This is a genomic window from Rhodanobacter sp. G2-10, from assembly GCF_055809185.1.
In genome coordinates this window covers 1,017,450-1,042,455 of sequence record NZ_CM147900.1, presented here as the reverse complement: position 1 = coordinate 1,042,455, position 25,006 = coordinate 1,017,450, and the positions used below count along the sequence as shown (strand labels likewise).

The following is a 25,006-nucleotide window of genomic DNA, read 5'->3' as shown; positions in this document are numbered from 1 at the left end:
TGCGACCGTATCAGTGAATACCGGAACCTCGGGTCAAGCTTAGCCCACGCTCCCAACCTTCTGTCTCCGAGATTTTACCTGCCTCATGCCGCTGATTGCCCTCGGGTTAAATCACCTCACCGCGCCAGTGAGCCTGCGCGAACAGGTGGCGTTCGACGAGGACGCCACGGGCAGCGCATTGCTTGAGCTCGCCCGCGAGCCGGGGATCGAGGAGGCGATGATCCTCTCCACCTGCAACCGCACCGAACTCTACGTGGCGGTGGCGGATGGCGCAGACGACATCCCGAAAGCCTGGTTGAGCCGTCACCATCATCTGACTCCGGGCAAGCTGGATGAGTTCCTGTACCGCCACGACGAGCGCGACGCCGTGCGCCACATGTTCCGCGTGGCCACCGGACTCGATTCGATGGTGCTGGGCGAGCCGCAGATCCTGGGCCAGGTCAAGAATGCCTATCAGAAGGCACGTCAGGCTCATGCACTGAAGGCACCGATGGATCGCCTGCTGCAGCACACCTTCGCCGTGGCCAAGCGCGTGCGCACGGACACCCGCATCGGCGCGCACACGGTGTCGGTAGCATTCACCGCCGTGCGCCTGGCCGAACAGGTCTTCACTGACCTGGAACAGGCCTGCGTGCTGCTGATCGGCGCCGGCGACACCATCGAGCTGGCCGCGCGACACCTGGCCGAGAAGCGTGCGCGCCGGTTGATCGTGGCCAATCGCACGCTGGAAAGCGCGCAGGAACTGGCCGCCCGCTACGGTGGTTATGCCGTCGCCCTGGCCGACCTGCCGCAACACCTGGCCGAAGCGGACATCGTGATTTCGTCCACCGCCGCGCGCCAGCCGGTTGTCACCCGCAAGATGGTCGAGGCAGCCATCGCGACGCGTCGGCGCAAGCCGATGTTCATGGTCGACATCGCAGTACCACGCGATATCGAGGAAAGCGTCCGCGAGCTGTCCGACGTGTACCTCTACGGCATCGATGATCTGCGCCAGGTAATCGATGACAACCGCCGCTCACGCGAGGCCGCGGCCCGCGAAGCCGACGCCATCATCGATCTGCAGGTCGAGCGCTACATGGCCTGGCGCCGCGCCTTGACCGTGAAGAATCCGGCGCTGGACATGCGCCACCATGCGGAAATCTACCGCGACGAAGTGCTGGACAAGGCGCGTGCCATGGTCGCCCACGGCAAGTCGCCCGACGAGGCACTGGCCTTCCTCGCCCACACGCTGACCAACAAGTTGCTGCATCACCCCAGCGCACGCTTGCGCGAAGCCGCGCTCAGCGGTGACCTGGATCTGTTGCATGCCGCCGGCCGGCTGTACGGGCTCGACCAGGAACGCGATGACGCCTTGTAGGAGCGCACCCTGTGCGCGAACCACACCGCGACAATCCGACCACTGATCGCGCACAGGGTGCGCTCCTACACGAAAGCTGACCCATCCACGCATGACCCCATCGATTCGCCGAAAACTCGAAGCACTCGCCGAGCGCCACCAGGAGATCGGCCTGCTGCTGTCGCAGCCCGAGGTGCTGGCCGACAACTCGCGCTTTCGCCAGCTGTCGCAGGAGTATGCCCAGCTCGAACCGGTCGCCGCGTCGCTGCGCGAGCATGCCCAGGCCGAGCACGAGTTGGCGGAGTCGCGCGCGATGCTGGATGACCCCGAACTTCGCGACATGGCCATCGACGATGTGGCGCGGCTGGAGCAGCGCCTGCAGGATCTCGATGGCGAACTGCAGCTGTTGCTGCTGCCCAAGGATCCTCGCGACGAAGCCAACCTGTATCTGGAAGTACGCGCCGGCACCGGTGGCGATGAAGCGGCGCTCTTTGCAGGCGACCTGTTCCGCATGTACCTGCGCTACGCGGAAAGCCGCCGTTGGCACGTCGAGGTGCTCAGCGAGCACGCCGGGGAACATGGTGGCTACAAGGAGATCGTGGCGCGCATCGAAGGCAAGGGTGCCTATTCGCAGTTGAAATTCGAATCCGGCACGCACCGCGTGCAGCGCGTACCGGAAACCGAGTCGCAGGGCCGTATCCATACCTCGGCCGCCACCGTGGCGATCCTGCCCGAGCTGGACGAGATCGACGAGATCGAGATCAACCCGGCCGACCTCAAGGTGGACACCTTCCGCGCCTCAGGCGCCGGTGGCCAGCACGTCAACAAGACCGACTCGGCGATCCGCATCACCCACTTGCCGTCCGGTACCGTGGTGGAATGCCAGGACGAACGCAGCCAGCACAAGAATCGCGCCCGCGCGATGAGCCTGCTGAAGGCGCGCCTGCTCGACGAGGCCCAGGGCAAGCAGGCCGCCGCGCAGGCACAGGAACGGCGGCTGCAGGTGGGTTCGGGCGACCGCAGCCAGCGCATCCGCACCTACAACTACCCGCAAGGCCGGATCACCGACCACCGCGTCAACCTCACCCTGTACCGCCTGCCCGAGACGATGCAGGGCGACCTGCGCGAGCTGATCGACACCCTGACCCGCGAACATCAGGCTGACCAGTTGCAGGCTCTGGGCAACGGCTGAACCTGACGCCGGGCACGCTGCAATTCACCCGGTGATGAAGCCGAACAGATCCTGCTCGGCCAGATTCTCGCGAAACACCTGCTCCACGCTGGCCGCCGGGGGCCCGTGCTGCAGCCACTGCTCCAGTTCGTCGACCGCTTGCGCCGGTCCGCTGGCCAGCACCTCCACACGCCCGTCATCGAGGTTCTTCGCGTGCCCGGTCAGGCCCAGGCCCAACGCATGCTGGCGGGTACTGGCGCGAAAGAACACGCCCTGCACCCGACCACTGACGATGAAGCGGGCCGTCGGCATCAATCCACTCCGATCCACTGCTTGAGCATGGCCTCGGTCACCGGCCCGACCCGGTGCTGCACGACCTTGCCACTGGGATCGATCAGGTAGGTCGTGGGCAAGCCGCGCGGCTCGTCAAAATCCTTCAAGGGCTTTTCCAGCGTGACCTGGGCAATCGGATACACCACCGGATGCTTGGCGAGGAAGGCCTTGATATCGGCCGGATCGCTGTCCTCGTAGGCCAGGCCAATGGCATCGACGTCCTTGTGACTGGCGACGAAATGGGAGATGTCGGGCATTTCCTTGATGCACGGCACGCACCACGTCGCCCAGTAATTGACGATCACCCAGTGCCCGCGATGCGCCGCCAGGTCGAAGCTGCTGCCATCCAGCGTCGTCAGCTGCAGGGTCGGTTGGCTCGGCATCGCCGCCCGGGTCGGCGCAGCGAAAGCGAGCGCGAGGATCGCGACAACCGCGAGGCGGGACAAGAACAAGGTCATGCGGGAAGTTCCTCGGTATCGGCCGCCGGATCGGCGGCGGGGGGATAGATCTGGTCGAGTCGGGTACCCAGTTTCGCCTGCAGCACGGTCGCCAGCTCATCCAGCATGACCAGCAATTCCGGCGAGAGTTCGATACCCAGCGCAGCAGCCTCCTCGACCGGATGCAACGGCAAACGGTGATGGGTGCAACGATACAGGCGCAGCAGATCGGTGCTGTCCAGGCTGCGACTGAGCAACCAGCCACCGGACTCGCCGCGCTGGATCAGGTCGGCCTGCTGCATATCGTCGAAGTAACCGTTGACGGCCCCGGCGGTCAGATAAGGCGCGCGCACCCTCACCACCGCCACATCCACGCATTCCCCCTTGCGCTGCGCGTCCACGAACAGCCGCAGCACGACCAGCAGACCGAGGAACTCGGCGCCCGCAGGCAGGGTTTCCGACGGCGGCTGATACTCGTAGGCGGACAGCGAGGCGGCAATCGAGGCAGCCAGGATCACGATCACCCACGACAGGTAGATCCACAGCAGGAAGATGGGAATGATCGCCAGCTTGCCGTAGATCTGCTGGTAGTTGTTCGCATGGCCCACGAATTGCGCAAAACCCCAGCGCGCGATCTCGAACAACACGGCGCCCAGCAAGGCGCCGATCGCCGCATCGCGGCGCGACACCCGCGTGTTCGGGATCACCGCATACATCAGCCACAAGGTGCAAAACGTCACCAGGAACGGCAGTGTCGCCAGCAGGCTGCTGCCAATGGTGTGGATCCGGTCGGAGGTGACGCTGAGAAACGGCATGGCGGTGACATACGACGTGGCCGCGATACCACCACCGACCAGGATCGGCCCCAGCGTCAGCGCCGCCCAGTACAACAACAGGCGCGAGGTCCAGCGTCGCGCCTGGTGCACGCGCCAGATCCGGTTCAGCCGATCCTCGATGCTGATCATCATCGACAACGCGCTGAACAGCATCACCAGAATGCTGATGCCGGTCAGCCCCTTGGCGTTGTCGGCGAAGCTCTGCAGTGCCTCCTGCACCTTGACGCCCGCCGCCGGGACGAAGTTCACGAACACGAAATCGATCAGTGTGTCGCGGGCGCCCGCAAACACGGGAAACACCGCAAACATGGCCAAAACCGCGATGGTGAGCGGCACCAGCGACACCAGCGTGGTGTACGACAGCGCACCAGCCGTCTCGAAGCACTTGTCATCGATGAAGCGCTGCCACACGAAGCGGCGAAAGTAATGTATGCGATCGGGATCGAATCGGCGTGCCATTGGCATCCTCTGTCAGCGGCGGCGGGCCGCGACCAATATCGAACGGTACACTAGCGTATTGGCCGTGACGGCCTCAATTACCTGAGTCGACGCCGCATGAATCAAGAAGTCCTGGTGCTGTACTACAGCCGCAATGGCCACACCGCCCAGCTCGCGCGCCTGATTGCGCGCGGCATCGAGGAAGTGGAAGGCATGCGGGCACGCCTGCGCCAGGTTCCGCCGGTGGCACCGGTCACCGAGGTGGCGCAACCGCCGGAGCCAGCGGACGGCGCGCCCTACGTGGTGAAGCAGGACCTGCTCGACTGTGTCGCCCTGGCGATGGGCAGCCCGACCCGCTTCGGCAACATGGCCGCTCCGCTGAAACATTTCGTCGATTCCACCGCCGCCGAATGGGCCAGCGGCACCCTGGCCGGCAAGCCGGCGGCCCTGTTCACCTCCACCAGCACCATGCACGGTGGCCAGGAGTCGACGCTGCTCAGCATGGCCTTGCCGCTGCTGCATCACGGCATGCTGCTGGTCGGCGTGCCGTTCACCGAGCCCCGGCTGACCAGCACCCTGAGCGGCGGCACCCCCTATGGCGCCAGTCACGTCTCCGGCGCCAAGGGCGACAACCCGATCAGCGAGGATGAGCGCGAACTGGCCCGCGCGCTGGGGCGACGTCTGGCCGACGTCGCACGCCGGCTGGGTGACAAGGCGTGAATGGGGCGACCCGCGCGCCGATCCTGCCGGTCTACCGAATCGGCCTCATCGCCTGGGCATTGCTGCTGTTGTTGCAGCTGCTCTGGCATGGCTGGCTGTTTCCACCGCAGCAGCTGCCGCGATGGGTGGTGCTCGCGTTCACCGTCGTGCCACTGCTGCTGCCACTGTTCGCCCTCGGCAACGTCCGCCGCGCATTGCTGTGGGTCGGTATCCTGAGCCTGTTCTACTTCTGCCACGGCGTGGCCGAAGCGTGGAGCACGCCTGACGAACGGATTCTGGCCGTGGCGGAAATCGTCCTGACCGTCGGCTTGATCGGCGTGCTGGGCGCCGGCGTGAGACGACGGGCCACCGCACCGCGCTGAGGCTGCTGCGGAGAAGCCCGCTGCAGTTTGCGCGCTTATACTCAAGGTCTGACCACAGCCGCGCGGAGTCCGCCATGTCCTTCCTGCAGGAAGCCCCGCAACTCGCCCACCCCTGTCGCAGCGACCGCCTGTTGTTGAGCCTGCTCGATCGCACGCTGCCCGCGGAGCGCCGCGCCGCACTGGATGCCGATCTCGACGCCTTGGGCGATTACGCGGTGATGGCATGGCAACGCGCCACGGCCAGCACGCGACGCAAGCCGGTGCTGACCCGCTGGGGCGCCTGGGGAGAGCGCATCGACCGGATCGAACTGACCACCGCATGGCAGGAAGGTCCGCAGCTCACCACCCGCCATGGCGTACTCGCCGCCGGTCATGCCAACCACGCGCATGCACGCCTGGAAGAGTTCACCCGCGTCTACCTCTACCATGTGGCCAGCGAGTTCTACACCTGTCCGCTGGCGATGACCGACGGCGCCGCCACGGCGATCAAGGCCTCCGGCAACACCGACCTGATCAAGCGGGTGCTGCCGCATTTCCTGAGTCGCGACGCCTCTGACTTCTGGCTCAGCGGCCAGTGGATGACCGAAACCACGGGCGGCTCCGACGTGGGCAACACGGAAACCGTGGCACGCCAGGATGCCAACGGCCAATGGCGACTGCATGGTCGCAAATGGTTCAGCTCGGCGGTCGTCGGCGAAGCCGCGCTGGCCCTGGCCAGACCCGAAGGCGCGGGCACCGGCACCAGTGCACTGGCGCTGTTCTACGTCGAGACGATGGACGGCGAGCGACGCAAACCGGAACTCGTCATCGACCGGCTCAAGGACAAACTCGGCACGCAGGAGCTGCCCACTGCGGAAATCCATCTCGACGGACTGCCCGCGTGGCCGTTGGGCGAGTTGGCCAACGGTGTACGCCAGGTGGCGCCGATGCTCAACATCACCCGCACCTGGAACGCGATCGGCGCGGTGGCCAGCATGGCGCGGGCCATCAACCTGGCGCGCGACTTCGCCACACGCCGGCAGGCGTTCGGCCGCCCGCTGATCGAGCAACCGCTGCACGCACACACCCTGGCCGACATGCAGGCGCAATTCGAGGCGGCCTTTGCACTGGCCTTCGAGGTGGCCCACCTGCTTGGTCGCGTCGAGCAAGGTGAAACGTCGCCCGAGGAAGCCGCCGTATTGCGACTGCTCACCCCGCTCGCCAAGCTGTGGACCGGCAAACTGGCGGTGAAAATCTGTTCCGAAGCGCTGGAATGCTTCGGTGGCGCCGGCTACATCGAAGACACCGGCCTGCCGCAGCTGCTGCGCGACGCGCAGGTCTACGCGATATGGGAAGGCACCACCAACGTGCTCTCGCTGGACAGCCTGCGCGCACTGGGCGGCAACAGCCTCGACGCGCTGCGCAACACCGTCGCCCGCTGGCTGGAAGGCAACGACGACATGCACGCAGCCACCACCATCAAGCAGACCCTCGACGCTTGCGCGCGCTGGCTCGATCAGCACGGAGGCGAACGCGACGCGCTGGAAGCCGGCGCGCGCGGTCTGGCCTTCACGCTCGCACGCTGCGCCGCCGCAAGCCTGCTGGCGCGGCAAGCCACCTGGTCAAAGAATCACGGTGATCGACGCCCCGCCGCCGCGCTGCAACGATTCGTCAACCGCGGACTCGATCGACTCGTTGCACCAGACCACCACAACACCAGCCTGCTGCTGAGTTGACCCCACGCCCGACCACCGCCGTAGGGCGGCCTCCGCCCGCCAGCTCTTCCATACCTCGCAACGAGACCCGCCCGGAGCGGCGGGCATACCCCGCCCAACGTGGAATTCCGCGTTTCACCCGAACGCCACCCGAAACATCGACCACACCGTAGGGCGGGCTCCGCCCGCCAGCTCTTCCATACCTCGCAACGAGACCCGCCCGGAGCGGCGGGCATAGCCCGCCCAACGTGGAATTCCGCGTCTCACCAGAACGCCACCGGAAGCATCGACCACCACCGTAGGGCGGGCTCCGCCCGCCAGCTCTTGAAGACCTCGCAACGAGCCCCGCCCGGAGCGGCGGGCATAGCCCGCCCAACGTGGAATTCTGCGTCTCACCAGAACGCCACCGGAAGCATCGACCACCACCGTAGGGCGGGCTCCGCCCGCCAGCTCTTCCATACCTCGCAACAAGCCCAGCCCGGAGCGGCGGGCATAGCCCGCCCTACGTGGAATTCCGCGTTTAGCCAGAAGGCCTCGTGAGCACGGGTGCAAGCGCACGGGCTAAAATGCGCGGATCACCCCACCGGCCTTCGACATGCATCATCTGACCATCGTCACCACGGGCGGCACCATCGACAAGATCTACTTCGACGACAAGTCGGACTTCAAGATCGGTGCACCGCAGATCGGCGAAATCCTGGGCCAGCTTGGCGTGGCATTCCAGTTCGACGTGATTCCGATCCTGCGCAAGGACAGTCTGCACATGGGTCCTGACGACCGTGCGCTGGTGCGCTCGACGATCGAAGCCCAGCCCCATCGCCACGTGCTGGTGACCCATGGCACCGACAGCATGGTGGATACCGCGCGGGAGCTGGCCAACATCAAGGGCAAGGTCATCGTGTTGACCGGCGCGCTGAACCCGGCCCGCTTCCAGGGTTCGGATGCGGTGTTCAACATTGGTTGCGCGGTGGCCGCCGTGCAGACGCTGCCCGATGGCGTGTACATCACCATGAACGGACGCGTATGGGATCCGGCCAAGGTGCGCAAGAACCGCGACGCCAACCGCTTCGAGGAAATCACTGGCTGACCGGAAAAAAGCAGGCCCGGTCGATTCGACCGGGCCCGCCATGCCGCTACTGCTCCTTGAGTGAAGCGACGGGCCATCCGTGGCCCACCAGGGGGTTACCAGCTGGCCTTCAGCGTCACGCCCGAATATGCGCGGTAGCCGTTGAGCATGATGTAGTACGTACCCGACTCGTTGCTGCCCGAGCAGGTTTCGTTGTTGCCGGCCTTGTACGGCCTGCAGTCGTAGCTGGTGGTCGTGGGCACGGAACCTTGCTTGACATACAGGTCCATGTCACCGGTGCCGCCCGACGTGGCGATGGTGAGCGCGCTGCCCGCCGGCACGGTCACCGTGAAGTACGTCTTCGAATTGCGCGCCCCTGAAATGCCGGTCACCGGCACGCCGTTCTGCAGGCCATCCGAACCACCGCCACCGCCACCACCGGTGGAGTACGAGGCCTTGACGGTCACGCCGGAGTACGACGAGTAGCCGTGTACCTTGATGTAGTACTTGCCCGCCGCCGGCGAAGCCACGCTGCAGCTTTCCGAATTGCCGCTCTTCCACGGACGGCAGTCGTAGCTGCTGGTGCTCGGGGCGCTGCCGAACTTGGTGTACAGATCGGCATCGCCGCTACCGCCGGAGATCGACATCACCAGGTTGCTGGCGCCAGCCGGCACGTTGATGAAGTAGTCGTTGTCGGCGCCTGTGGCACCCGACACGCCGCCTACACCGACGTTGTTCTGCAATTCGGTGGTGCCGCCACCGCCGCCACCGCCACCGGTACCCGGACAAGTCACGCCGACACCGTTGAATGCGGCAATCACGTCGTTCTTGTCGTAGCCCAGATCGGTCGCCGCCGACTCCACGCCACAGGCACCGGAGTTGAACGTGGAGGTCGCCGTCCAGTACACCTTGTTCGCCAACGCATACACCTGGAACGCCTTCTTCACATTCCAGCCACTGGTCTTGGCCAGCAGGCAGAACGACTTGTTGTAGACACCGCTGGAGTAGTGCACATCGAGGCCGGAGTTGTAGTTGGCCGCATTGTCGATCGAGCCGCCATCCTGCGGTGGATTGCACATGTAGCGCAGCGCCCCGCTGCTTTTCATGATGTCGGCGCCCACCAGGAAGTCGGCGGAGCCACGATCGAAATATTCCGCAGCCTCACCGGCGATATCCGAATAAGCCTCGTTCATGCCGCCGGACTGGCCGTTGTATTCCAGGCCGGAGTTCTGCTCGGTGTAGCCGTGGCTGATCTCGTGGCTGGTCACATCCAGCGACACCAGCGGATAAAAGGTGCTCGCACCGTCGCCGAAGTACATCGCCGAACCATCCCAGAACGCGTTTTCGTAGTTGGATTTGTAGTGCACCTTCATCAACAACTGGATGTTCAGTGGCGGCGCGCCGGTGTAGGACTGGTACATGTCATGAACCACACCACCAAAATGATGTGCATCGTTGACCGGTGAGTAGGCGCCATTGATCGCATCGGTATTGCTGGTCGGACAGGTGAAGCTGACCAGCGAGCCACCGGTGCTGGCGTGATTGAGGTTGTAAGTCTTCACGTCGGCGTTCTGCAAAGTGCAGGTGCTGCCGGACTGGGTCACATCGAGCGAGGCATAGTCGGTTCCGTAATTGTACTTGCCGGTTTTCTGATTGCCGCCCGGGCCGTTGGCCGAGGCATCGGTCAGGCCGTTCCAGCTGCGGATCACTTCGCCGGTGTTGGCATCGATGATCGCGGTCGGACGGCTCGGGTTGTCGCCACTGACGAAGTAGGAAACGCGGTACACCAGTCGCGGGGCGCTGCCTTCCTGCGGATACACGAACAGGTCGGCCTTCTCGTTTTCAAGCTTGGCACCACCTACCAGCATGGTGTGCGCATGCGCGCGCAGCGCGCTGATGGCGCGACCCTTGTTGAGCCGGGGCTGCACCGAGATCAGTTGCTGCTGCGACTGCTGCATCAGCTGGCCGGTGGCGCGCAACGCGTTGCCCTGCGCATCCTGCACGACGGCGATGCTGCGGCCATACACTGGCACGCCCCGATACATCTGCTGCTGACGCACGACGTGATGGCCTGTGTTCAAGGCCACCGCGCTGCGCGGCGCCAAGGTCATGTCCTGGCCGAGATTGAGCTGGGCAGCCAAGGTATTGGCCGGCACCGCACCCAGATTCTGCGCATGCAGAGTCTGGGTATTGGCGGCCGTGGCAGCCGTGGCGGTCGCCATGCCGATGGCAGCCACCAGCAGTTTCAGACGGAAATGATTGGGCATGAATAAAATTCCTCGACAAAATTTGGGGACAAACGGGCCCGATGCGGCCGCAAAGACCCCATGCAAGAATTTCCGTGCAAGGCACGGCGCGATATTCGTCAGTTGTCCGGCGATCCCCAACTACGTCCACAGGCGGCTGCCTCCCCCCTGCCTTTCCATGCAGGGACAGCACGCGGACGCGTAACTGCAAAACGGCCATCACGCCGCCAAAGGATCATTCGCCAGCCTCCCAGATGGCGAACCCCGTGGACGTTATTACTTGCGGATGATTCTGACAATCTGACTTTTTCCTACGCGACGTGAACTCGTTCACGCTCGTGCCGACCGGATCAAGCTTGCGCGGCATGGCCCGGAAAGCTCCGTACCGCGGGCATTCGGCGACCAGACGCGGGCAATCGGACACGCCAGGCCGGCTCGCCGGCGCAACGGCAAGCCACCTGATAACCCAGTGGGGGAACGCAAGATTTTTCGCCGCCGCCCGGTCGCTCTGGCAGCAGCCTCGGGGATTCAGAGCATGCCGGTTTCGAGCTTGGCCGCGTCGGACATCATCGAATGGTTCCACGGCGGATCAAACACCAGGTCCACCTCGGCCTCGCTGATCGTGGGGATCATCTCCAGCTTGGTGCGCGCATCATCGACCAGGATGTCGCCCATGCCGCAACCGGGCGCCGTCAGCGTGAGCTTCACGTACACCTTGCGTTCGCCGGTATCGGCGTGCTCCATGCTCAGGTCGTAGACCAGCCCAAGCTCGACCACGTTGACCGGAATCTCCGGGTCGAACACGGTCCGCAACTGGTCCCACGCCAACTTCTCGACATCGGCATCGGTGGCGTTGGGTGGCACCTCAATCGGCTCCGGTGGCTCCTTGCCCAGCGCATCGGCATCGTCACCGGCCACGCGGAACAGGTTGCCTTCCACATACACGGTGAAACTGCCGCCCAGTGCCTGGGTGATGTAACCGATCTGGCCGGCCGGCAGCGTCACCACGTCGCCCTGGGGCACCATCACGGCGTTGCAATCACGCACCAGGGTCACCGGTTCACTGCTCAGACTGAAACCACTCATGCCAACGCCAATCCCGTATCTGCAGGCACGACAGTGCGCCGTACCAGAATGACCATTATGCCGCCCGCGAGGCGCAGGCGCTTGTTCCAGATCAGGCCGGTGCCATTGAATTCAAGAGTCGATCACACCAACCGGGCCGCCAGCGCACGTTATGATGGGCGCTTTGCCGCCGGACAAACCGATGCCTTTCTTTCGTGCACGCTGGCGCCGCCGATGAGCATTCGCAGCGTGTTGCTGTTCCTGTTCGCGGCATTCAGCGCCGTCATGCTGGGACTCGCCGCAGGTGCCGTGTGGATGGTACTGGCCTTGTACCTGCGCCATCCGCTGCCGTGGTTGGCGGTGCCGATCGGGGCCATGTTGGGGGGGACTGTGCGCGGTTGCGTGCAGCGCGCCGGTATCGGCGCCATGCTGCTGGCCGTCGGTGCCACGGCACTGGCGGCGATCTACGTGAACATGCTGATCGCTGGCGTGCGAATCGCCGGCAACATGGGCCTTGGCATCATCGACGCGCTGCGCACTGCGGGCATTGGCATGTTGTGGGCGCTGGCGCGCATGGGCCTGGCCCCGGCGGACATCGTCTGGACCGTGCTTGCAATGCTGCTGGCCGGCTGGCTGGCATATGGCCGACGCAAACACCGGATCTGAGCTGCACGGTGACACGGCGGCTTCAGCCGCCGACCCCGCTCCCGCACTCGCCCACCGCAATCCGCCGGCTCTCACGTAATCGCATGGACTCGCCCCCGCGCATTCAGGCATCGCGGTGCCAGTGGTGGTGAGCTAGTGCTCCCAACACAACCGCGCGAGGGCGAGGCCATGAACAAGATTACTGCGATAGCCATCGATTTGGCCAAGAATGTGTTTCAGGTGGCGGGTGAAAACGCGCACGGTGAGGTGGTGCTGTCTGAACGCGTGAAGTCGCGCTTGGCGCTGCACAAGTTCATCCAGACGCTCGAACCACCGCTGACGGTGGCCATTGAGACGGGACCGGGTGCGCAAGCGTGGGCGCGGGAGATCCAGGCGCGCGGCGTCGAGGTGAAGATCCTGCCGGCGCAGCACACCGCCGCCCACCGCAGCGGCAACAAGAACGACGCCAACGATGCCCTGTCGATTCTTCGTGCCCTGCACGACGTGAGCGTGCATCCGGTGCCGGTCAAGACCCAGGAGCAGTTGGCCCTGCAGGCTCTGCACCGCGCCCGGCGCGGCTGGCGGCGGCGCATGACGGCGATCAGCAACCAGGTGCGCGGGCTGTTGCTGGAACAAGGCGTGGTCATGGCGCGCGGTAATCTGGCGCTGGTGCGCAAGGTCGACAGCACGCTGGAAGATGCCACCTTGCCGATCCCCGATCGTCTGCGTGCCCTGGTCGCCGAGCTGATGGGGGAATGGCGCGCACTGGGTGAGCGGATGGCGGCCACCGATGGCGAACTGGCTGTCTTGAGCCGCACCGAACCGCTGGCCCGGCACCTGTGCCAGGCGCGCGGCATCGGCCCCGTCATCTCCACCGCCCTGTCCTGCAAGGCGCTCAATCCGGACCGGTTCGCCAACGGCCGCCAGTTTTCGGCCTACTTCGGTATCACGCCCAGCCAGCACAGCAGCGGCAACACCGTTCGGCTGGGCCGCATGAGCCGGCGTGGTGACGCTTATCTGCGTAGTGCCCTGATCGAAGGCGCGCACGCGGTGATCCGGCAAATCCGTCCCGATGCCACCGACCCCTACAGTCGCCGCATCCAGCGCTGGGTCCAGCGCTGTGGCCGAAAGGGCGCGGCGGTGCGGCTGGCCAATCACAATCTGCGTGTGGTGTGGTTGCTGCTCAAGCACCCCGACATGCGCTTTTGCAGTGATCCTGCCCAGCGCGACACCGAAGCGCGGGAGGCGGCCATGCACTGAAAGGGCGCCCCATCACGGCCTGCCCGAGGAGCCGGTCTTGGGCGGCGCCCGTCCATGGCTTCGCAAGCGCTGACGCGCCATGGACTGCCGCCGCCCAAGACCCTCGGGGTCGGCATGCCGTGATGCGGCGTCGCACGCTGCCCTCCCGGCGCAACTCGCCTTCCCGTATGTCGTTTTGTCCCTTTGCGCGCTACCGCTGCTGCCCAGCTCGAATCATCCGGTCAGACCATCGTGGCACCAGGCCTTCCGCCCTACCGGCTCTTGCAGCCTCTTCGTAATCGGCCTTTCCACGAGCTCATCCGATGCCGGCCTGTGGTCTATCGACCACCTTCGTCAAGGCCTCATACATAAATGCAGCCAGTGCTTTCCTGCTCACGCAGCGGTTGACACCAGGGGCGAGTCCATACATAGGGCGGGCTCTGCCCGCCGGCTGTTGGTACGCGGGGTCCTCGAAGCGGCGGGCGGAGCCCGCCCTACGCGCTTTCGGTCGCAGACAGCGTAGCTGCAGCCATCGACCTCGCTCACGAACTCGTCCACCGCAACCTGCCGGCTCTCACGTAGGGCGGGCTCTGCCCGCCGGCTGTTGATACGCGGGGTCCTCGAAGCGGCGGGCAGAGCCCGCCCTACGCGTGGCTGCCCGCAGACGCGGCGACTTCAGCCGTCGACTGCTTTCACCTCGTTCACCAACTCGCCCACCGCAACCCGCCGGCTCTCACGTAGGGCGGGCTCTGCCCGCCGGCTGTGGCGCGGGATCCTCGAAGCGGCGGGCGGAGCCCGCCCTACGCGCTTTCGGTCGCAGACAGCGTAGCTGCAGCCATCGACCTCGCTCACCAACTCGCCCACCGCAACCTGCCGGCTCTCACGTAATCGCATGGACTCGCCCCCGCGCATTCAGGCATCGCGGTGCCAGTGGTGGTGAGCTAGTGCTCCCAACACAACCGCGCGAGGGCGAGGCCATGAACAAGATTACTGCGATAGCCATCGATTTGGCCAAGAATGTGTTTCAGGTGGCGGGTGAAAACGCGCACGGTGAGGTGGTGCTGTCTGAACGCGTGAAGTCGCGCTTGGCGCTGCACAAGTTCATCCAGACGCTCGAACCACCGCTGACGGTGGCCATTGAGACGGGACCGGGTGCGCAAGCGTGGGCGCGGGAGATCCAGGCGCGCGGCGTCGAGGTGAAGATCCTGCCGGCGCAGCACACCGCCGCCCACCGCAGCGGCAACAAGAACGACGCCAACGATGCCCTGTCGATTCTTCGTGCCCTGCACGACGTGAGCGTGCATCCGGTGCCGGTCAAGACCCAGGAGCAGTTGGCCCTGCAGGCTCTGCACCGCGCCCGGCGCGGCTGGCGGCGGCGCATGACGGCGATCAGCAACCAGGTGCGCGGGCTGTTGCTGGAACAAGGCGTGGTCATGGCGCGCGGTAATCTGGCGCTGGTGCGCAAGGTCGACAGCACGCTGGAAGATGCCACCTTGCCGATCCCCGATCGTCTGCGTGCCCTGGTCGCCGAGCTGATGGGGGAATGGCGCGCACTGGGTGAGCGGATGGCGGCCACCGATGGCGAACTGGCTGTCTTGAGCCGCACCGAACCGCTGGCCCGGCACCTGTGCCAGGCGCGCGGCATCGGCCCCGTCATCTCCACCGCCCTGTCCTGCAAGGCGCTCAATCCGGACCGGTTCGCCAACGGCCGCCAGTTTTCGGCCTACTTCGGTATCACGCCCAGCCAGCACAGCAGCGGCAACACCGTTCGGCTGGGCCGCATGAGCCGGCGTGGTGACGCTTATCTGCGTAGTGCCCTGATCGAAGGCGCGCACGCGGTGATCCGGCAAATCCGTCCCGATGCCACCGACCCCTACAGTCGCCGCATCCAGCGCTGGGTCCAGCGCTGTGGCCGAAAGGGCGCGGCGGTGCGGCTGGCCAATCACAATCTGCGTGTGGTGTGGTTGCTGCTCAAGCACCCCGACATGCGCTTTTGCAGTGATCCTGCCCAGCGCGACACCGAAGCGCGGGAGGCGGCCATGCACTGAAAGGGCGCCCCATCACGGCCTGCCCGAGGAGCCGGTCTTGGGCGGCGCCCGTCCATGGCTTCGCAAGCGCTGACGCGCCATGGACTGCCGCCGCCCAAGACCCTCGGGGTCGGCATGCCGTGATGCGGCGTCGCACGCTGCCCTCCCGGCGCAACTCGCCTTCCCGTATGTCGTTTTGTCCCTTTGCGCGCTACCGCTGCTGCCCAGCTCGAATCATCCGGTCAGACCATCGTGGCACCAGGCCTTCCGCCCTACCGGCTCTTGCAGCCTCTTCGTAATCGGCCTTTCCACGAGCTCATCCGATGCCGGCCTGTGGTCTATCGACCACCTTCGTCAAGGCCTCATACATAAATGCAGCCAGTGCTTTCCTGCTCACGCAGCGGTTGACACCAGGGGCGAGTCCATACATAGGGCGGGCTCTGCCCGCCGGCTGTTGGTGCGCGGGGTCCTCGAAGCGGCGGGCGGAGCCCGCCCTACGCGTGGCTGCCCGCATACGCGGCGACTTCAGCCGTCGACTGCTTTCACCTCGTTCACCAACTCGCCCACCGCTGCCTGTCCGTCGCCGTACAGCATGCGGGTGTTGTCGGCGTAGAACAGCGCGTTCTCGATGCCGGCAAAACCGGTGCCCTTGCCGCGCTTGATCACGATGACCTGCTTTGAATTGATCACGTCCAGCACGGGCATGCCATAGATCGGCGACGCGGGGTCGGTCTTGGCCACCGGATTGACCACGTCGTTGGCGCCGATCACCAACGCCACGTCGGTGTTGGCAAATTCCGGATTGATGTCATCCATGTCGGCGATCAGGTCGTACGGCACGCCAGCCTCGGCCAGCAGCACATTCATGTGGCCCGGCATGCGACCGGCCACCGGATGAATGGCGAACTTCACCTTGACCCCGCGCTTGATCAGCAACTGCGCGAACTCCCACACCTTGTGCTGTGCCTGCGCCACCGCCAGGCCATAACCCGGCACGATCACCACGCGTTCGGCATAGGCCATCATCACCGCAGCGTCCGCGGCATCGACCGGCTTCTGCGAGCCCTCGATCGCCTGCGCTTCCGCACCGGACGCACCAAAGCTGCCGAACAGCACGTTGCCGATCGAGCGGTTCATCGCCTTGGCCATCAACTGGGTCAGCAACGTACCGGCCGCGCCGACCACCATGCCGGCGATGATCATCGCCTCGTTGCCCAGCACGAAACCCTCGAACGACACGGCCAGACCGGTGAACGCGTTGTACAGCGAGATCACCACCGGCATGTCGGCGCCGCCGATCGGCAGCGTCATCATCAGGCCGAACAGCAACGCCAACGCGAAGAATGCGACGAGCAGCCCCGTGCTGGGATGGCCCGTGGCAATCAGCAAGCCGGCGACCACGGCCGCCGCCAGCAGCAACAGGTTCACCCCGCGCTGACCGGGGAATACGAAGCGCTTGTCCAGCCAGCCTTGCAGCTTGGCAAACGCGATCAGCGAGCCGGAAAAACTCACCGCGCCGATCAGCGCACCGAGCAGACCGAGTGCCAGCTCAACCGGCGACAGCAGGCTCAGGCTCTCGGGAATGCGCGAAGCCGCGTTGATCGCCCAGCTCTCCGGTCGCAGCGGCGAGGTGTCCGGCATGCCGGCCGGGTGCAGCAGGGCAAAGTTGCGCACGTAGGCAATCAATTCGACCGCACCGATGGCCGCCGCCGCGCCGCCACCCATGCCGTTGTACAGCGCCACCATCTGCGGCATCGCGGTCATCGCTACCCGCTTGCCGGTCCACCAGGCGGCCGCCACGCCGATAACGACCGCGGCGATGATCAAGGGCAGGTTGTGCATGTCCCGCACGAAGAACGTGGCCAGCACCGCCAACACCATGCCGTAGCCGGCCAGGACGATGCCGCCGCGCGCGGTGCGCGGCGAACTCATCCGTTTCAGGCCCACGATGAACAGCAAGGCGGCGATGAAATAGCAGGCCTTGATCACGGTCGGTAGCCAGGCCATCACTTGCCCTCCTTGCCGGTGTCAGGCTTGCTGGATTTGAACATCTCCAGCATCCGCTCCGTCACCACATAACCGCCGGCGGCGTTGCCTGCGCCCAGCAGCACGCCGATGAACCCGACGGTGATCTCGAAGGTGGTCTGCGCATGACCTAGCGCGATCATGGCCCCCACCAGCACAATGCCGTGCACGAAGTTGGAGCCGGACATCAAGGGTGTGTGCAGAATCACCGGCACCCGCGCGATGATTTCATAGCCGGTAAAGGCAGCCAGCATGAAGATGTAAAGCGCCAGGAAACCGTCGATCATGACCTTACCCCACGAAGATGCACCCGAAGCCGCATCATACGGGAACCTCGGCGCCCGTCGAGGCTCCCTCGCGGATCCATGCGTCGGGCGCTCAAACGTCGGCTTGCGGTCAACCCTTGGGTGTCTGCCGCGTTGAACACGGTAGATCCATCGATGGAGCCCGAGAATGAGCCAGGCGGCTACGCAACGGCGGCGGCCATGAGCACGTTGGCCGGCTCGCTGGAAGCGGACATGCTGGCGCGGGACGATGCGTGCGAGGTCAGTGAGACGCCCGCCACGCTGGATGCGTTCCTGGCGCAGGTCGAGCGGCGCGCATTCCGCATGGCCGAACTGCAACTGCGTCAGCGCGAAGACGCGCTGGATGCGGTGCAAGACGCCATGCTGCGGCTGGTGCGGCACTACCGTGACAAGCCCGCCAACGAGTGGGCGCCGTTGTTCTGGGGCATCCTGCGGCGGCGCATCGTGGACTTGCAGCGGCGGCGCAAGGTGCGCTCGATCATGGTCGGCTGGTTTGGCGGCGGTCGCGACGGCGAAGACAACGAGATGCCCGCGTGGGAACCGCCGGATCCGGGCCAGGGTCCACTCGGTCGTCTGCACGATGTCGAATCGTACGCAGCCATGGCGGCAGCGGTACGACGGTTGCCGGCTCGGCAGCGCGAGGCGTTTGTCCTGCGCATGCTGGAAGGCCTGAACGTGGCCGAGACCGCCAGCGCCATGGGCTGCGCTGAAGGCAGTGTAAAAACCCATCTGTCGCGCGCCATGCATCAGCTGCGCGACCAACTGGAGGACTGGCGATGAACTCGTCCGAAACCAATCAACACAAGAGCCGGGAGCACGAATCATTCGAACAGCGCGCGCACGAACTGTGGCGCGAGGCCGCCCGGCATGTCGATCCCGCCACCGCGGCGCGCCTGCGCGCTGCCCGCCGCGAGGCACTGCAGGAAGTACGGGGCGCGCGCCCACATGCCGCGCGCTGGCTGATTCCCACCGGCGCCGTCGCCGCCATCGCACTGGCCGCCATGCTGGTATGGCAACCGCTGCCGCGCATATCGTCCCCCACGCAGAACCAGCAAGTTGTCAGCGCGACGACGGAGCTGGACAACGAACTGCCGCCTGACGCCGAACAGGTCGACCCGGCCCTTTACCAGAACCTCGATTTCTACGCCTGGCTGGCTGCCAAAGACCGCCAACCGACCGCCCATTGAGCCATGATCAAGCATCTGCAACTGATCCTGTCCCTGTTGCTCACCGCCCTGCTCGCCAGCGCGGTCACGCCCTTGCGCGCGCAGACCGACACAGCACCAGCCACGCGCAGCAATGCAGCGGAGTCGACAGCACGCCCTTGGGCAAGCCTGGACCCCGCCCAACGCGACGTGCTGGCGCCACTGCAGCACGAATGGGACAAGATGCCGCCACGCAAGCAGGCAGCCCTGCTGCAGAAGGCACAACACTGGACCACCCTGCCTCCGGCCCGGCGTCAGGAAGTTCGCGAACGGATCGCGCGCTGGCAACAGATGAGCCCTGCGCAACGCCGCCAGGCGCACATCAACGAACGCATGTTCCGCAGCATGACGCCCGCCCAGCGCCAGCGCCTGCATCGGAGTTTTCAACTCTTCCAGCAGATGGAGCCATCGCAACGCCAGCAACTGATACAGCAGTGGCAGGCACTGCCGCCTGCGCAGCGCCAGCGCTGGAACCGCCAGCACGGTGAAAACACGCCAAAACAGCCGCGATCGAACAGTTCCGAGCGGCGGCACTGAATCTTCACCATCCCGGCAGCGATCAACACGCAGCGGCGACAAACCCGTGCAGGCCGGGGATCCGGGCAATCACATGCAGCGACTCAGCCGCTGCACGGCGGGCGGAGCCCGCCCTACGTGTCCGCACCGATCACGACATTGCTCCGGCAATCCACCACCGTAGGACCGGCTCTGCCCGCCGCTCCACCACGCCTCGACACCGATCACGTCGTCACCCCGGCGACCCACCGCCGTAGGGCGGGCTCTGCCCGCCGCCCCATCACGCCTCGACACCGACCACGTGGTCACCCCGGCGACCCACCGCCGTAGGGCGGGCTCTGCCCGCCGCCCCACGCCACGGGACAATCCCATTGCGGCGACCTGACGTCTCAACCCTGGAAGCGCGTCTCTCCGGCATGGGTCAGGCAGCTCTTGGCAACAAGCTCGTCGTCGAAATCCGGCTTCAGCTCGCCCTCGTGCACCAGCAACTCGACGAAGTTGAACACGTTGCGCGCGTACATCTCCGACGCATGCAGCGGCGCACCTGCGGGCAAGTTGAGCGGGCCCAGAATCACCACGCCACCGTGCTCGACCCGCTCACCGGGCCGGGTCAACTCGCAATTGCCACCGCTCTCGGCCGCCAGATCCACGATCAACGCGCCCGACTTCATGCCTTCCACCATCGCCGCGGTGAGAATCTTCGGCGCAGGCCGCCCGGGCACCGCGGCGGTGCTGACCACCACATCGAACGACTTCAGATGATTCGCCAAGGCCTCCTGCTGGGCCGCGCGCTCCTCCGCCGACAGTTCGCGCGCGTAGCCGCCGCTGCCTGCGGCGCTCACCCCGAGTTCCAGGAACTTCGCGCCCAGCGACTCAACCTGCTCGCGGGTCTCCGGACGCACGTCATAGCCTTCGATCTGCGCGCCAAGACGGCGTGCCGTGGCAATCGCCTGCAGCCCGGCCACGCCGGCACCGATCACCAGCACCTTCGACGGTCGGATCGTGCCCGCGGCAGTCGTGAGCATGGGAAAGAACTTGGGTGACGCCTCGGCCGCAATCAGCATCGCCCGATAGCCCGCCACGGCAGCTTGCGAGCTGAGCACATCCATCGCCTGGGCGCGGGTGGTGCGCGGCAGCAGCTCCAGCGAAAACGCGCTGAGCTTGCGCGCAGCAAGCGTTGCGATGCGCTCGGCGGCGCCGTACGGGCGCAGCTGGCCCACCACCACACTGCCCTGGCGCATGCCGGCAAACGCCGCATCGGCCGGTGGCAACACGCAAGCCAGCACATCGGCCTGGGCCAGCACACCGGCGCTGTCGGCGAAATCCACCTCGGCATAGGCGCTGTCGGGAAAGCCGGCGGCCCGCCCGGCATCGTGCTCCAGCAGCACCCGCATCCCCTTGCCGCGCAGCTTCTTCGCCATTTCCGGCGTGATCGCCACGCGTCGTTCGCCGGCAGCGGTTTCGCACAAGGCGGCAATGGTCACAGGCATGGCGCGATCCCTTTGGAGTGGTTCGGACATCTTAGCGGCAGTTGGCCGCGTCGGCTTTGATCCCTCCCGTTCTGCAAGAGTATGCTGACCCGCCGGCCCGCTGCATGAAACTGTCGGGGTCATCGCCGGAGATCACGATGCCCGCAAGCACCACTGCACTGGACGACCTGCTGGACCTGGCGCGCCAAGCGCGTGAACAGGCTTACGCACCCTATTCCCGCTTCCTTGTCGGCGCCGCCGTGCTCACCCGCGATGGCCGCCGCTTTGGCGGCTGCAACGTGGAGAACGCCGCCTACGGCTTGTGCAACTGCGCCGAGCGCACCGCCCTGTTCAGCGCGATCGCCGCCGGTTGCCAACCTGGTGATTTCGTCGCGCTGGCGGTGACCGCCGACACCCCGCAACCGGTCGCCCCCTGTGGCGCCTGTCGCCAGGTGATGGCCGAACTGTGCGATGCCGCGATGCCGGTGCTGCTGGCCAACCTGCATGGCGAGTCGGAGGAAACCACCGTCGGGCAGTTGTTGCCCGGTTCTTTCAAGCTGCCGCCGGCGAATTTGGGCTCCTGATCGAGGCTGGATGGGAAGCCGCGGCAAGGGCGGCGGGCAGAGCCCGCCCTATGTATGGACTCGCCCCTGGTGTCAACCGCTGCGTGAGCAGGAAAGCACTGGCTGCATTTATGTATGAGGCCTTGACGAAGGTGGTCGATAGACCACAGGCCGGCATCGGATGAGCTCGTGGAAAGGCCGATTACGAAGAGGCTGCAAGAGCCGGTAGGGCGGAAGGCCTGGTGCCACGATGGTCTGACCGGATGATTCGAGCTGGGCAGCAGCGGTAGCGCGCAAAGGGACAAAACGACATACGGGAAGGCGAGTTGCGCCGGGAGGGCAGCGTGCGACGCCGCATCACGGCATGCCGACCCCGAGGGTCTTGGGCGGCGGCAGTCCATGGCGCGTCAGCGCTTGCGAAGCCATGGACGGGCGCCGCCCAAGACCGGCTCCTCGGGCAGGCCGTGATGGGGCGCCCTTTCAGTGCATGGCCGCCTCCCGCGCTTCGGTGTCGCGCTGGGCAGGATCACTGCAAAAGCGCATGTCGGGGTGCTTGAGCAGCAACCACACCACACGCAGATTGTGATTGGCCAGCCGCACCGCCGCGCCCTTTCGGCCACAGCGCTGGACCCAGCGCTGGATGCGGCGACTGTAGGGGTCGGTGGCATCGGGACGGATTTGCCGGATCACCGCGTGCGCGCCTTCGATCAGGGCACTACGCAGATAAGCGTCACCACGCCGGCTCATGCGGCCCAGCCGAACGGTGTTGCCGCTGCTGTGCTGGCTGGGCGTGATACCGAAGTAGGCCGAAAACTGGCGGCCGTTGGCGAACCGGTCCGGATTGAGCGCCTTGCAGGACAGGGCGGTGGAGATGACGGGGCCGATGCCGCGCGCCTGGCACAGGTGCCGGGCCAGCGGTTCGGTGCGGCTCAAGACAGCCAGTTCGCCATCGGTGGCCGCCATCCGCTCACCCAGTGCGCGCCATTCCCCCATCAGCTCGGCGACCAGGGCACGCAGACGATCGGGGATCGGCAAGGTGGCATCTTCCAGCGTGCTGTCGACCTTGCGCACCAGCGCCAGATTACCGCGCGCCATGACCACGCCTTGTTCCAGCAACAGCCCGCGCACCTGGTTGCTGATCGCCGTCATGCGCCGCCGCCAGCCGCGCCGGGCGCGGTGCAGAGCCTGCAGGGCCAACTGCTCCTGGGTCTTGACCGGCACCGGATGCACGCTCACGTCGTGCAGGGCACGAAGAATCGACAGGGCATCGTTGGCGTCGTTCTTGTTGCCGCTGCGGTGGGCGGCGGTGTGCTGCGCCGGCAGGATCTTCACCTCGACGCCGCGCGCCTGGATCTCCCGCGCCCACGCTTGCGCACCCGGTCCCGTCTCAATGGCCACCGTCAGCGGTGGTTCGAGCGTCTGGATGAACTTGTGCAGCGCCAAGCGCGACTTCACGCGTTCAGACAGCACCACCTCACCGTGCGCGTTTTCACCCGCCACCTGAAACACATTCTTGGCCAAATCGATGGCTATCGCAGTAATCTTGTTCATGGCCTCGCCCTCGCGCGGTTGTGTTGGGAGCACTAGCTCACCACCACTGGCACCGCGATGCCTGAATGCGCGGGGGCGAGTCCATGCGATTACGGGGATGGATGGAACACCGCGGCAAGAGCCGGCGGGCAGAGCCCGCCCTACGGTGCGGTCGTTGCGGCGCGGCCGTTGTGGGGCGGGCTCTGCCCGCCGGCTGCTTCAACCAGGCAGCGGCAAACGCAAGTTCGCGTGCTGGCGACCTCCCCGCTAGCATGGGCATTCCCGATCCGACGAGTCGATTCATGCCCGACGCCCTTGACCTGCTCCAGCAACGTCGCTCCGTTCCCTCGCGCCAGCTTGGCGAGCCCGCACCCGATGAAAATGAACTGCAGGCGCTGCTGGAAGCGGCGATCCGGGTGCCTGATCATGGCAAGCTGGTGCCGTTCCGGCTGATTCGCCTGCAGGGCGACGCCAAGCTCACGTTCGGCGAGAAGCTGGCAGCCCTGCGCACGCAGAGCCATCCCGAAATATCGGAAGCCAAGCTCGAAAAGGAACGCCGGCGCTACACCTTCGCGCCGCTGGTGATTGCCGTCATCGTGCGCGTCGCTGCGGACAGCAAGGTACCCGAAATCGAGCAGAGGCTCTCCGCCGGCTGCGTGGCCCACAACCTGCTGCTGGGCGCCCATGCGCTGGGCTATGGCGCCCAGTGGCTGACCGGCTGGGCCGCGTATGACCCCGACGTTGCCGCCGTGCTGGGACTGGCCGCGAACGAGCACGTGATCGGCTTCGTGCACATGGGCACGCCGCAAATCGAGATACCGGATCGCGACCGGCCGGCGCTGGCCGACCTGATCGAGACGTGGGCGCCGTGACGGGGGCCACTCATGGACGTCCAGCCGTCCATCTGGTCGACGGCAGCCTGTATGTCTTCCGCGCCTGGCATTCGATGCCCAACGAGTTCTTTGACGCCGACGGGCAGCCGGTCAACGCGGTGCATGGCTACACCCGCTTCCTGTGCGAACTGCTTGAGCGCGCCCAGCCCGAACATATCGCGGTGGCTTTCGACGCGTCACTGACCAGCTCGTTCCGCAATACGATCTACCCGCACTACAAGGCCAATCGCGAGCTGCCACCGCCGGATCTGGAGCGGCAGTTCGTACAGTGCCGCGCGATCACCGAAGCGCTCGGCGTGCACTTGATGATCGACCACAGCTACGAGGCAGACGACCTGATCGGCAGCACCGTGTGGAACCTGCGCGCGCTCGGCTGGCGCAGCGTGATCGTGTCGGCGGACAAGGATTTCGGCCAGTTGCTGGGCGAGCATGACGAGCAATGGGACTACGCCCGCGGCCTGCGCTGGGGTCCGGCCGGCGTGCATGACAAGCTTGGCGTGCATCCGCACCAGGTCGCTGACTACCTCGCCTTGTGCGGTGACTCGGTCGACAACATTCCCGGCGTCCCCGGCATCGGCGCCAAGACGGCTGCGGCACTGCTCAGTCATTTCGGCAGCCTCGACAGCCTGCTCGAACGCATCGACGAAGTGGCCTTTTTGCGCATTCGCGGCGCGGCCAGCTGTGCCGCGAAACTCCGCGAACACGCCGAGCAGGCCCGCATGTGTCGACGCTTGACCCGCATCGCGCTGGACGCACCCGGCGCCAGCCGCATCGAAATGCTTGAACGTCAGCATCGTCAGGTGGAGCAGATCACCCCCTTGTGCGAACAGCTGCGCCTGGGCGCATTCACGCGCAGTCGGCTGCACGCCTTGCTGCGCTGAGTCG

Annotated in this window: 24 protein-coding genes; 15 read left to right on the top strand and 9 right to left on the bottom strand. The window is 65.8% G+C overall.

Annotated elements, in window-relative coordinates; all coding sequences use genetic code 11:
• Positions 1-85: 85 nt before the first annotated feature.
• Positions 86-1,357, top strand: coding sequence for a glutamyl-tRNA reductase (gene hemA / locus AC0L58_RS04620; protein ID WP_473687152.1), 1,272 nt, complete (start codon positions 86-88; stop codon positions 1,355-1,357).
• A gap of 91 nt (positions 1,358-1,448) precedes the next feature.
• Positions 1,449-2,528 (top strand): peptide chain release factor 1, encoded by a 1,080-nt coding sequence (gene prfA / locus AC0L58_RS04615; protein ID WP_473687150.1) that lies wholly within the window; start codon positions 1,449-1,451, stop codon positions 2,526-2,528.
• 24 nt (positions 2,529-2,552) lie between these two features.
• Here prfA and AC0L58_RS04610 read toward each other — a convergent pair whose 3' ends face one another.
• Genes AC0L58_RS04610 through AC0L58_RS04600 form a run of 3 tightly spaced genes read right to left on the bottom strand, consistent with a single transcriptional unit; the run spans position 2,553 to position 4,572 of the window.
• On the bottom strand, positions 2,553-2,819 hold the full coding sequence (locus AC0L58_RS04610) for an acylphosphatase (RefSeq protein ID WP_473687148.1): 267 nt from the start codon (positions 2,817-2,819) through the stop codon (positions 2,553-2,555).
• Positions 2,819-3,298 (bottom strand): TlpA family protein disulfide reductase, encoded by a 480-nt coding sequence (locus AC0L58_RS04605; RefSeq protein WP_473687146.1) that lies wholly within the window; start codon positions 3,296-3,298, stop codon positions 2,819-2,821. The genes AC0L58_RS04610 and AC0L58_RS04605 overlap by 1 nt, the downstream gene beginning before the upstream one ends.
• Positions 3,295-4,572 (bottom strand): YihY family inner membrane protein, encoded by a 1,278-nt coding sequence (locus AC0L58_RS04600; RefSeq protein WP_473687144.1) that lies wholly within the window; start codon positions 4,570-4,572, stop codon positions 3,295-3,297. Before AC0L58_RS04600 ends, AC0L58_RS04605 begins: the two co-directional genes overlap by 4 nt.
• Positions 4,573-4,668: 96 nt before the next feature.
• Here AC0L58_RS04600 and wrbA point away from each other — a divergent pair, with 96 nt between their 5' ends.
• The 4 genes from wrbA to AC0L58_RS04580 all read left to right on the top strand — a co-directional run bounded on the left by wrbA (position 4,669) and on the right by AC0L58_RS04580 (position 8,414).
• Complete coding sequence (gene wrbA, locus AC0L58_RS04595; protein ID WP_473687142.1) at positions 4,669-5,271, top strand: NAD(P)H:quinone oxidoreductase; 603 nt, start codon at positions 4,669-4,671, stop codon at positions 5,269-5,271.
• Positions 5,268-5,633 carry a DUF2069 domain-containing protein gene (locus tag AC0L58_RS04590; RefSeq protein ID WP_473687140.1) on the top strand — a complete coding sequence of 122 codons (366 nt, stop codon included), beginning with the start codon at positions 5,268-5,270 and terminating at the stop codon, positions 5,631-5,633. Before wrbA ends, AC0L58_RS04590 begins: the two co-directional genes overlap by 4 nt.
• Before the next feature lie 74 nt (positions 5,634-5,707).
• Positions 5,708-7,348, top strand: coding sequence for an acyl-CoA dehydrogenase family protein (locus tag AC0L58_RS04585; protein WP_473687138.1), 1,641 nt, complete (start codon positions 5,708-5,710; stop codon positions 7,346-7,348).
• Between the two features lie 574 nt (positions 7,349-7,922).
• Positions 7,923-8,414, top strand: a complete 492-nt coding sequence (locus AC0L58_RS04580) for an asparaginase domain-containing protein (protein ID WP_473687136.1) — start codon at positions 7,923-7,925, stop codon at positions 8,412-8,414.
• A 95-nt stretch (positions 8,415-8,509) separates the two neighbouring features.
• On the opposite strand, the gene AC0L58_RS04575 is transcribed toward AC0L58_RS04580, so the two are convergent.
• Both AC0L58_RS04575 and sufT read right to left on the bottom strand, forming a co-directional pair.
• Entirely contained in the window at positions 8,510-10,660 is a 2,151-nt protein-coding gene (locus AC0L58_RS04575; RefSeq protein ID WP_473687134.1) for a M4 family metallopeptidase, read from the bottom strand.
• A gap of 507 nt (positions 10,661-11,167) precedes the next feature.
• Positions 11,168-11,725, bottom strand: coding sequence for a putative Fe-S cluster assembly protein SufT (gene sufT / locus AC0L58_RS04570; RefSeq protein WP_473687132.1), 558 nt, complete (start codon positions 11,723-11,725; stop codon positions 11,168-11,170).
• Positions 11,726-11,938: 213 nt separating this feature from the next.
• Here sufT and AC0L58_RS04565 point away from each other — a divergent pair, with 213 nt between their 5' ends.
• The 3 genes from AC0L58_RS04565 to AC0L58_RS04555 all read left to right on the top strand — a co-directional run bounded on the left by AC0L58_RS04565 (position 11,939) and on the right by AC0L58_RS04555 (position 15,636).
• A complete protein-coding gene (locus tag AC0L58_RS04565; protein ID WP_473687130.1) occupies positions 11,939-12,370 on the top strand; it encodes a hypothetical protein in 432 nt (143 codons plus the stop codon).
• Between the two features lie 168 nt (positions 12,371-12,538).
• Entirely contained in the window at positions 12,539-13,609 is a 1,071-nt protein-coding gene (locus AC0L58_RS04560) for an IS110 family RNA-guided transposase (RefSeq protein WP_473683965.1), read from the top strand.
• 956 nt (positions 13,610-14,565) lie between these two features.
• Complete coding sequence (locus AC0L58_RS04555; RefSeq protein WP_473683965.1) at positions 14,566-15,636, top strand: IS110 family RNA-guided transposase; 1,071 nt, start codon at positions 14,566-14,568, stop codon at positions 15,634-15,636.
• 504 nt (positions 15,637-16,140) lie between these two features.
• Here the strand turns inward: AC0L58_RS04555 and AC0L58_RS04550 are convergent.
• Together AC0L58_RS04550 and AC0L58_RS04545 are read right to left on the bottom strand one after the other, a co-directional pair.
• Positions 16,141-17,622 (bottom strand): NAD(P)(+) transhydrogenase (Re/Si-specific) subunit beta, encoded by a 1,482-nt coding sequence (locus tag AC0L58_RS04550; protein WP_473687128.1) that lies wholly within the window; start codon positions 17,620-17,622, stop codon positions 16,141-16,143.
• Positions 17,622-17,927, bottom strand: a complete 306-nt coding sequence (locus AC0L58_RS04545; protein WP_473687126.1) for an NAD(P) transhydrogenase subunit alpha part 2 — start codon at positions 17,925-17,927, stop codon at positions 17,622-17,624. The genes AC0L58_RS04550 and AC0L58_RS04545 overlap by 1 nt, the downstream gene beginning before the upstream one ends.
• Before the next feature lie 198 nt (positions 17,928-18,125).
• On the opposite strand from AC0L58_RS04545, the gene AC0L58_RS04540 reads away from it, so the two are divergent.
• Genes AC0L58_RS04540 through AC0L58_RS04530 form a run of 3 tightly spaced genes read left to right on the top strand, consistent with a single transcriptional unit; the run spans position 18,126 to position 19,687 of the window.
• Entirely contained in the window at positions 18,126-18,725 is a 600-nt protein-coding gene (locus tag AC0L58_RS04540) for an RNA polymerase sigma factor (RefSeq protein ID WP_473687124.1), read from the top strand.
• Positions 18,722-19,132, top strand: a complete 411-nt coding sequence (locus tag AC0L58_RS04535) for a hypothetical protein (protein ID WP_473687122.1) — start codon at positions 18,722-18,724, stop codon at positions 19,130-19,132. The genes AC0L58_RS04540 and AC0L58_RS04535 overlap by 4 nt, the downstream gene beginning before the upstream one ends.
• Before the next feature lie 3 nt (positions 19,133-19,135).
• Entirely contained in the window at positions 19,136-19,687 is a 552-nt protein-coding gene (locus tag AC0L58_RS04530; protein WP_473687120.1) for a DUF3106 domain-containing protein, read from the top strand.
• A gap of 368 nt (positions 19,688-20,055) precedes the next feature.
• Here the strand turns inward: AC0L58_RS04530 and AC0L58_RS04525 are convergent, their stop codons facing one another.
• Positions 20,056-21,156 carry an NAD(P) transhydrogenase subunit alpha gene (locus tag AC0L58_RS04525; RefSeq protein ID WP_473687118.1) on the bottom strand — a complete coding sequence of 367 codons (1,101 nt, stop codon included), beginning with the start codon at positions 21,154-21,156 and terminating at the stop codon, positions 20,056-20,058.
• Between the two features lie 137 nt (positions 21,157-21,293).
• Here AC0L58_RS04525 and cdd point away from each other — a divergent pair, with 137 nt between their 5' ends.
• On the top strand, positions 21,294-21,719 hold the full coding sequence (cdd, locus tag AC0L58_RS04520) for a cytidine deaminase (RefSeq protein ID WP_473687116.1): 426 nt from the start codon (positions 21,294-21,296) through the stop codon (positions 21,717-21,719).
• A 459-nt stretch (positions 21,720-22,178) separates the two neighbouring features.
• On the opposite strand, the gene AC0L58_RS04515 is transcribed toward cdd, so the two are convergent.
• On the bottom strand, positions 22,179-23,249 hold the full coding sequence (locus AC0L58_RS04515; protein ID WP_473683965.1) for an IS110 family RNA-guided transposase: 1,071 nt from the start codon (positions 23,247-23,249) through the stop codon (positions 22,179-22,181).
• Positions 23,250-23,530: 281 nt separating this feature from the next.
• Between AC0L58_RS04515 and AC0L58_RS04510 the strand changes: the two genes are divergently transcribed.
• Positions 23,531-24,100, top strand: a complete 570-nt coding sequence (locus AC0L58_RS04510; protein WP_473687114.1) for a nitroreductase family protein — start codon at positions 23,531-23,533, stop codon at positions 24,098-24,100.
• Positions 24,088-25,002 (top strand): 5'-3' exonuclease, encoded by a 915-nt coding sequence (locus AC0L58_RS04505; protein WP_473687112.1) that lies wholly within the window; start codon positions 24,088-24,090, stop codon positions 25,000-25,002. The genes AC0L58_RS04510 and AC0L58_RS04505 overlap by 13 nt, the downstream gene beginning before the upstream one ends.
• Positions 25,003-25,006 lie beyond the last annotated feature (4 nt).

Excerpts from the sequence above, each read along its gene's own strand:
- AC0L58_RS04580 (WP_473687136.1), top strand. The coding sequence starts at position 7,923 with ATGCATCATCTGACCATCGTCACCACGGGCGGCACCATCGACAAGATC.
- AC0L58_RS04575 (WP_473687134.1), bottom strand. The coding sequence starts at position 10,660 with ATGCCCAATCATTTCCGTCTGAAACTGCTGGTGGCTGCCATCGGCATG.
- hemA (WP_473687152.1), top strand. The coding sequence starts at position 86 with ATGCCGCTGATTGCCCTCGGGTTAAATCACCTCACCGCGCCAGTGAGC.
- cdd (WP_473687116.1), top strand. The coding sequence starts at position 21,294 with ATGCCCGCAAGCACCACTGCACTGGACGACCTGCTGGACCTGGCGCGC.
- prfA (WP_473687150.1), top strand. The coding sequence starts at position 1,449 with ATGACCCCATCGATTCGCCGAAAACTCGAAGCACTCGCCGAGCGCCAC.
- AC0L58_RS04560 (WP_473683965.1), top strand. The coding sequence starts at position 12,539 with ATGAACAAGATTACTGCGATAGCCATCGATTTGGCCAAGAATGTGTTT.
- AC0L58_RS04530 (WP_473687120.1), top strand. The coding sequence starts at position 19,136 with ATGATCAAGCATCTGCAACTGATCCTGTCCCTGTTGCTCACCGCCCTG.
- sufT (WP_473687132.1), bottom strand. The coding sequence starts at position 11,725 with ATGAGTGGTTTCAGTCTGAGCAGTGAACCGGTGACCCTGGTGCGTGAT.
- AC0L58_RS04565 (WP_473687130.1), top strand. The coding sequence starts at position 11,939 with ATGAGCATTCGCAGCGTGTTGCTGTTCCTGTTCGCGGCATTCAGCGCC.
- AC0L58_RS04610 (WP_473687148.1), bottom strand. The coding sequence starts at position 2,819 with ATGCCGACGGCCCGCTTCATCGTCAGTGGTCGGGTGCAGGGCGTGTTC.
- AC0L58_RS04540 (WP_473687124.1), top strand. The coding sequence starts at position 18,126 with ATGAGCACGTTGGCCGGCTCGCTGGAAGCGGACATGCTGGCGCGGGAC.
- AC0L58_RS04535 (WP_473687122.1), top strand. The coding sequence starts at position 18,722 with ATGAACTCGTCCGAAACCAATCAACACAAGAGCCGGGAGCACGAATCA.
- AC0L58_RS04515 (WP_473683965.1), bottom strand. The coding sequence starts at position 23,249 with ATGAACAAGATTACTGCGATAGCCATCGATTTGGCCAAGAATGTGTTT.
- AC0L58_RS04550 (WP_473687128.1), bottom strand. The coding sequence starts at position 17,622 with ATGGCCTGGCTACCGACCGTGATCAAGGCCTGCTATTTCATCGCCGCC.
- AC0L58_RS04545 (WP_473687126.1), bottom strand. The coding sequence starts at position 17,927 with ATGATCGACGGTTTCCTGGCGCTTTACATCTTCATGCTGGCTGCCTTT.
- AC0L58_RS04605 (WP_473687146.1), bottom strand. The coding sequence starts at position 3,298 with ATGACCTTGTTCTTGTCCCGCCTCGCGGTTGTCGCGATCCTCGCGCTC.
- AC0L58_RS04510 (WP_473687114.1), top strand. The coding sequence starts at position 23,531 with ATGCCCGACGCCCTTGACCTGCTCCAGCAACGTCGCTCCGTTCCCTCG.
- wrbA (WP_473687142.1), top strand. The coding sequence starts at position 4,669 with ATGAATCAAGAAGTCCTGGTGCTGTACTACAGCCGCAATGGCCACACC.
- AC0L58_RS04585 (WP_473687138.1), top strand. The coding sequence starts at position 5,708 with ATGTCCTTCCTGCAGGAAGCCCCGCAACTCGCCCACCCCTGTCGCAGC.
- AC0L58_RS04600 (WP_473687144.1), bottom strand. The coding sequence starts at position 4,572 with ATGGCACGCCGATTCGATCCCGATCGCATACATTACTTTCGCCGCTTC.
- AC0L58_RS04555 (WP_473683965.1), top strand. The coding sequence starts at position 14,566 with ATGAACAAGATTACTGCGATAGCCATCGATTTGGCCAAGAATGTGTTT.
- AC0L58_RS04525 (WP_473687118.1), bottom strand. The coding sequence starts at position 21,156 with ATGCCTGTGACCATTGCCGCCTTGTGCGAAACCGCTGCCGGCGAACGA.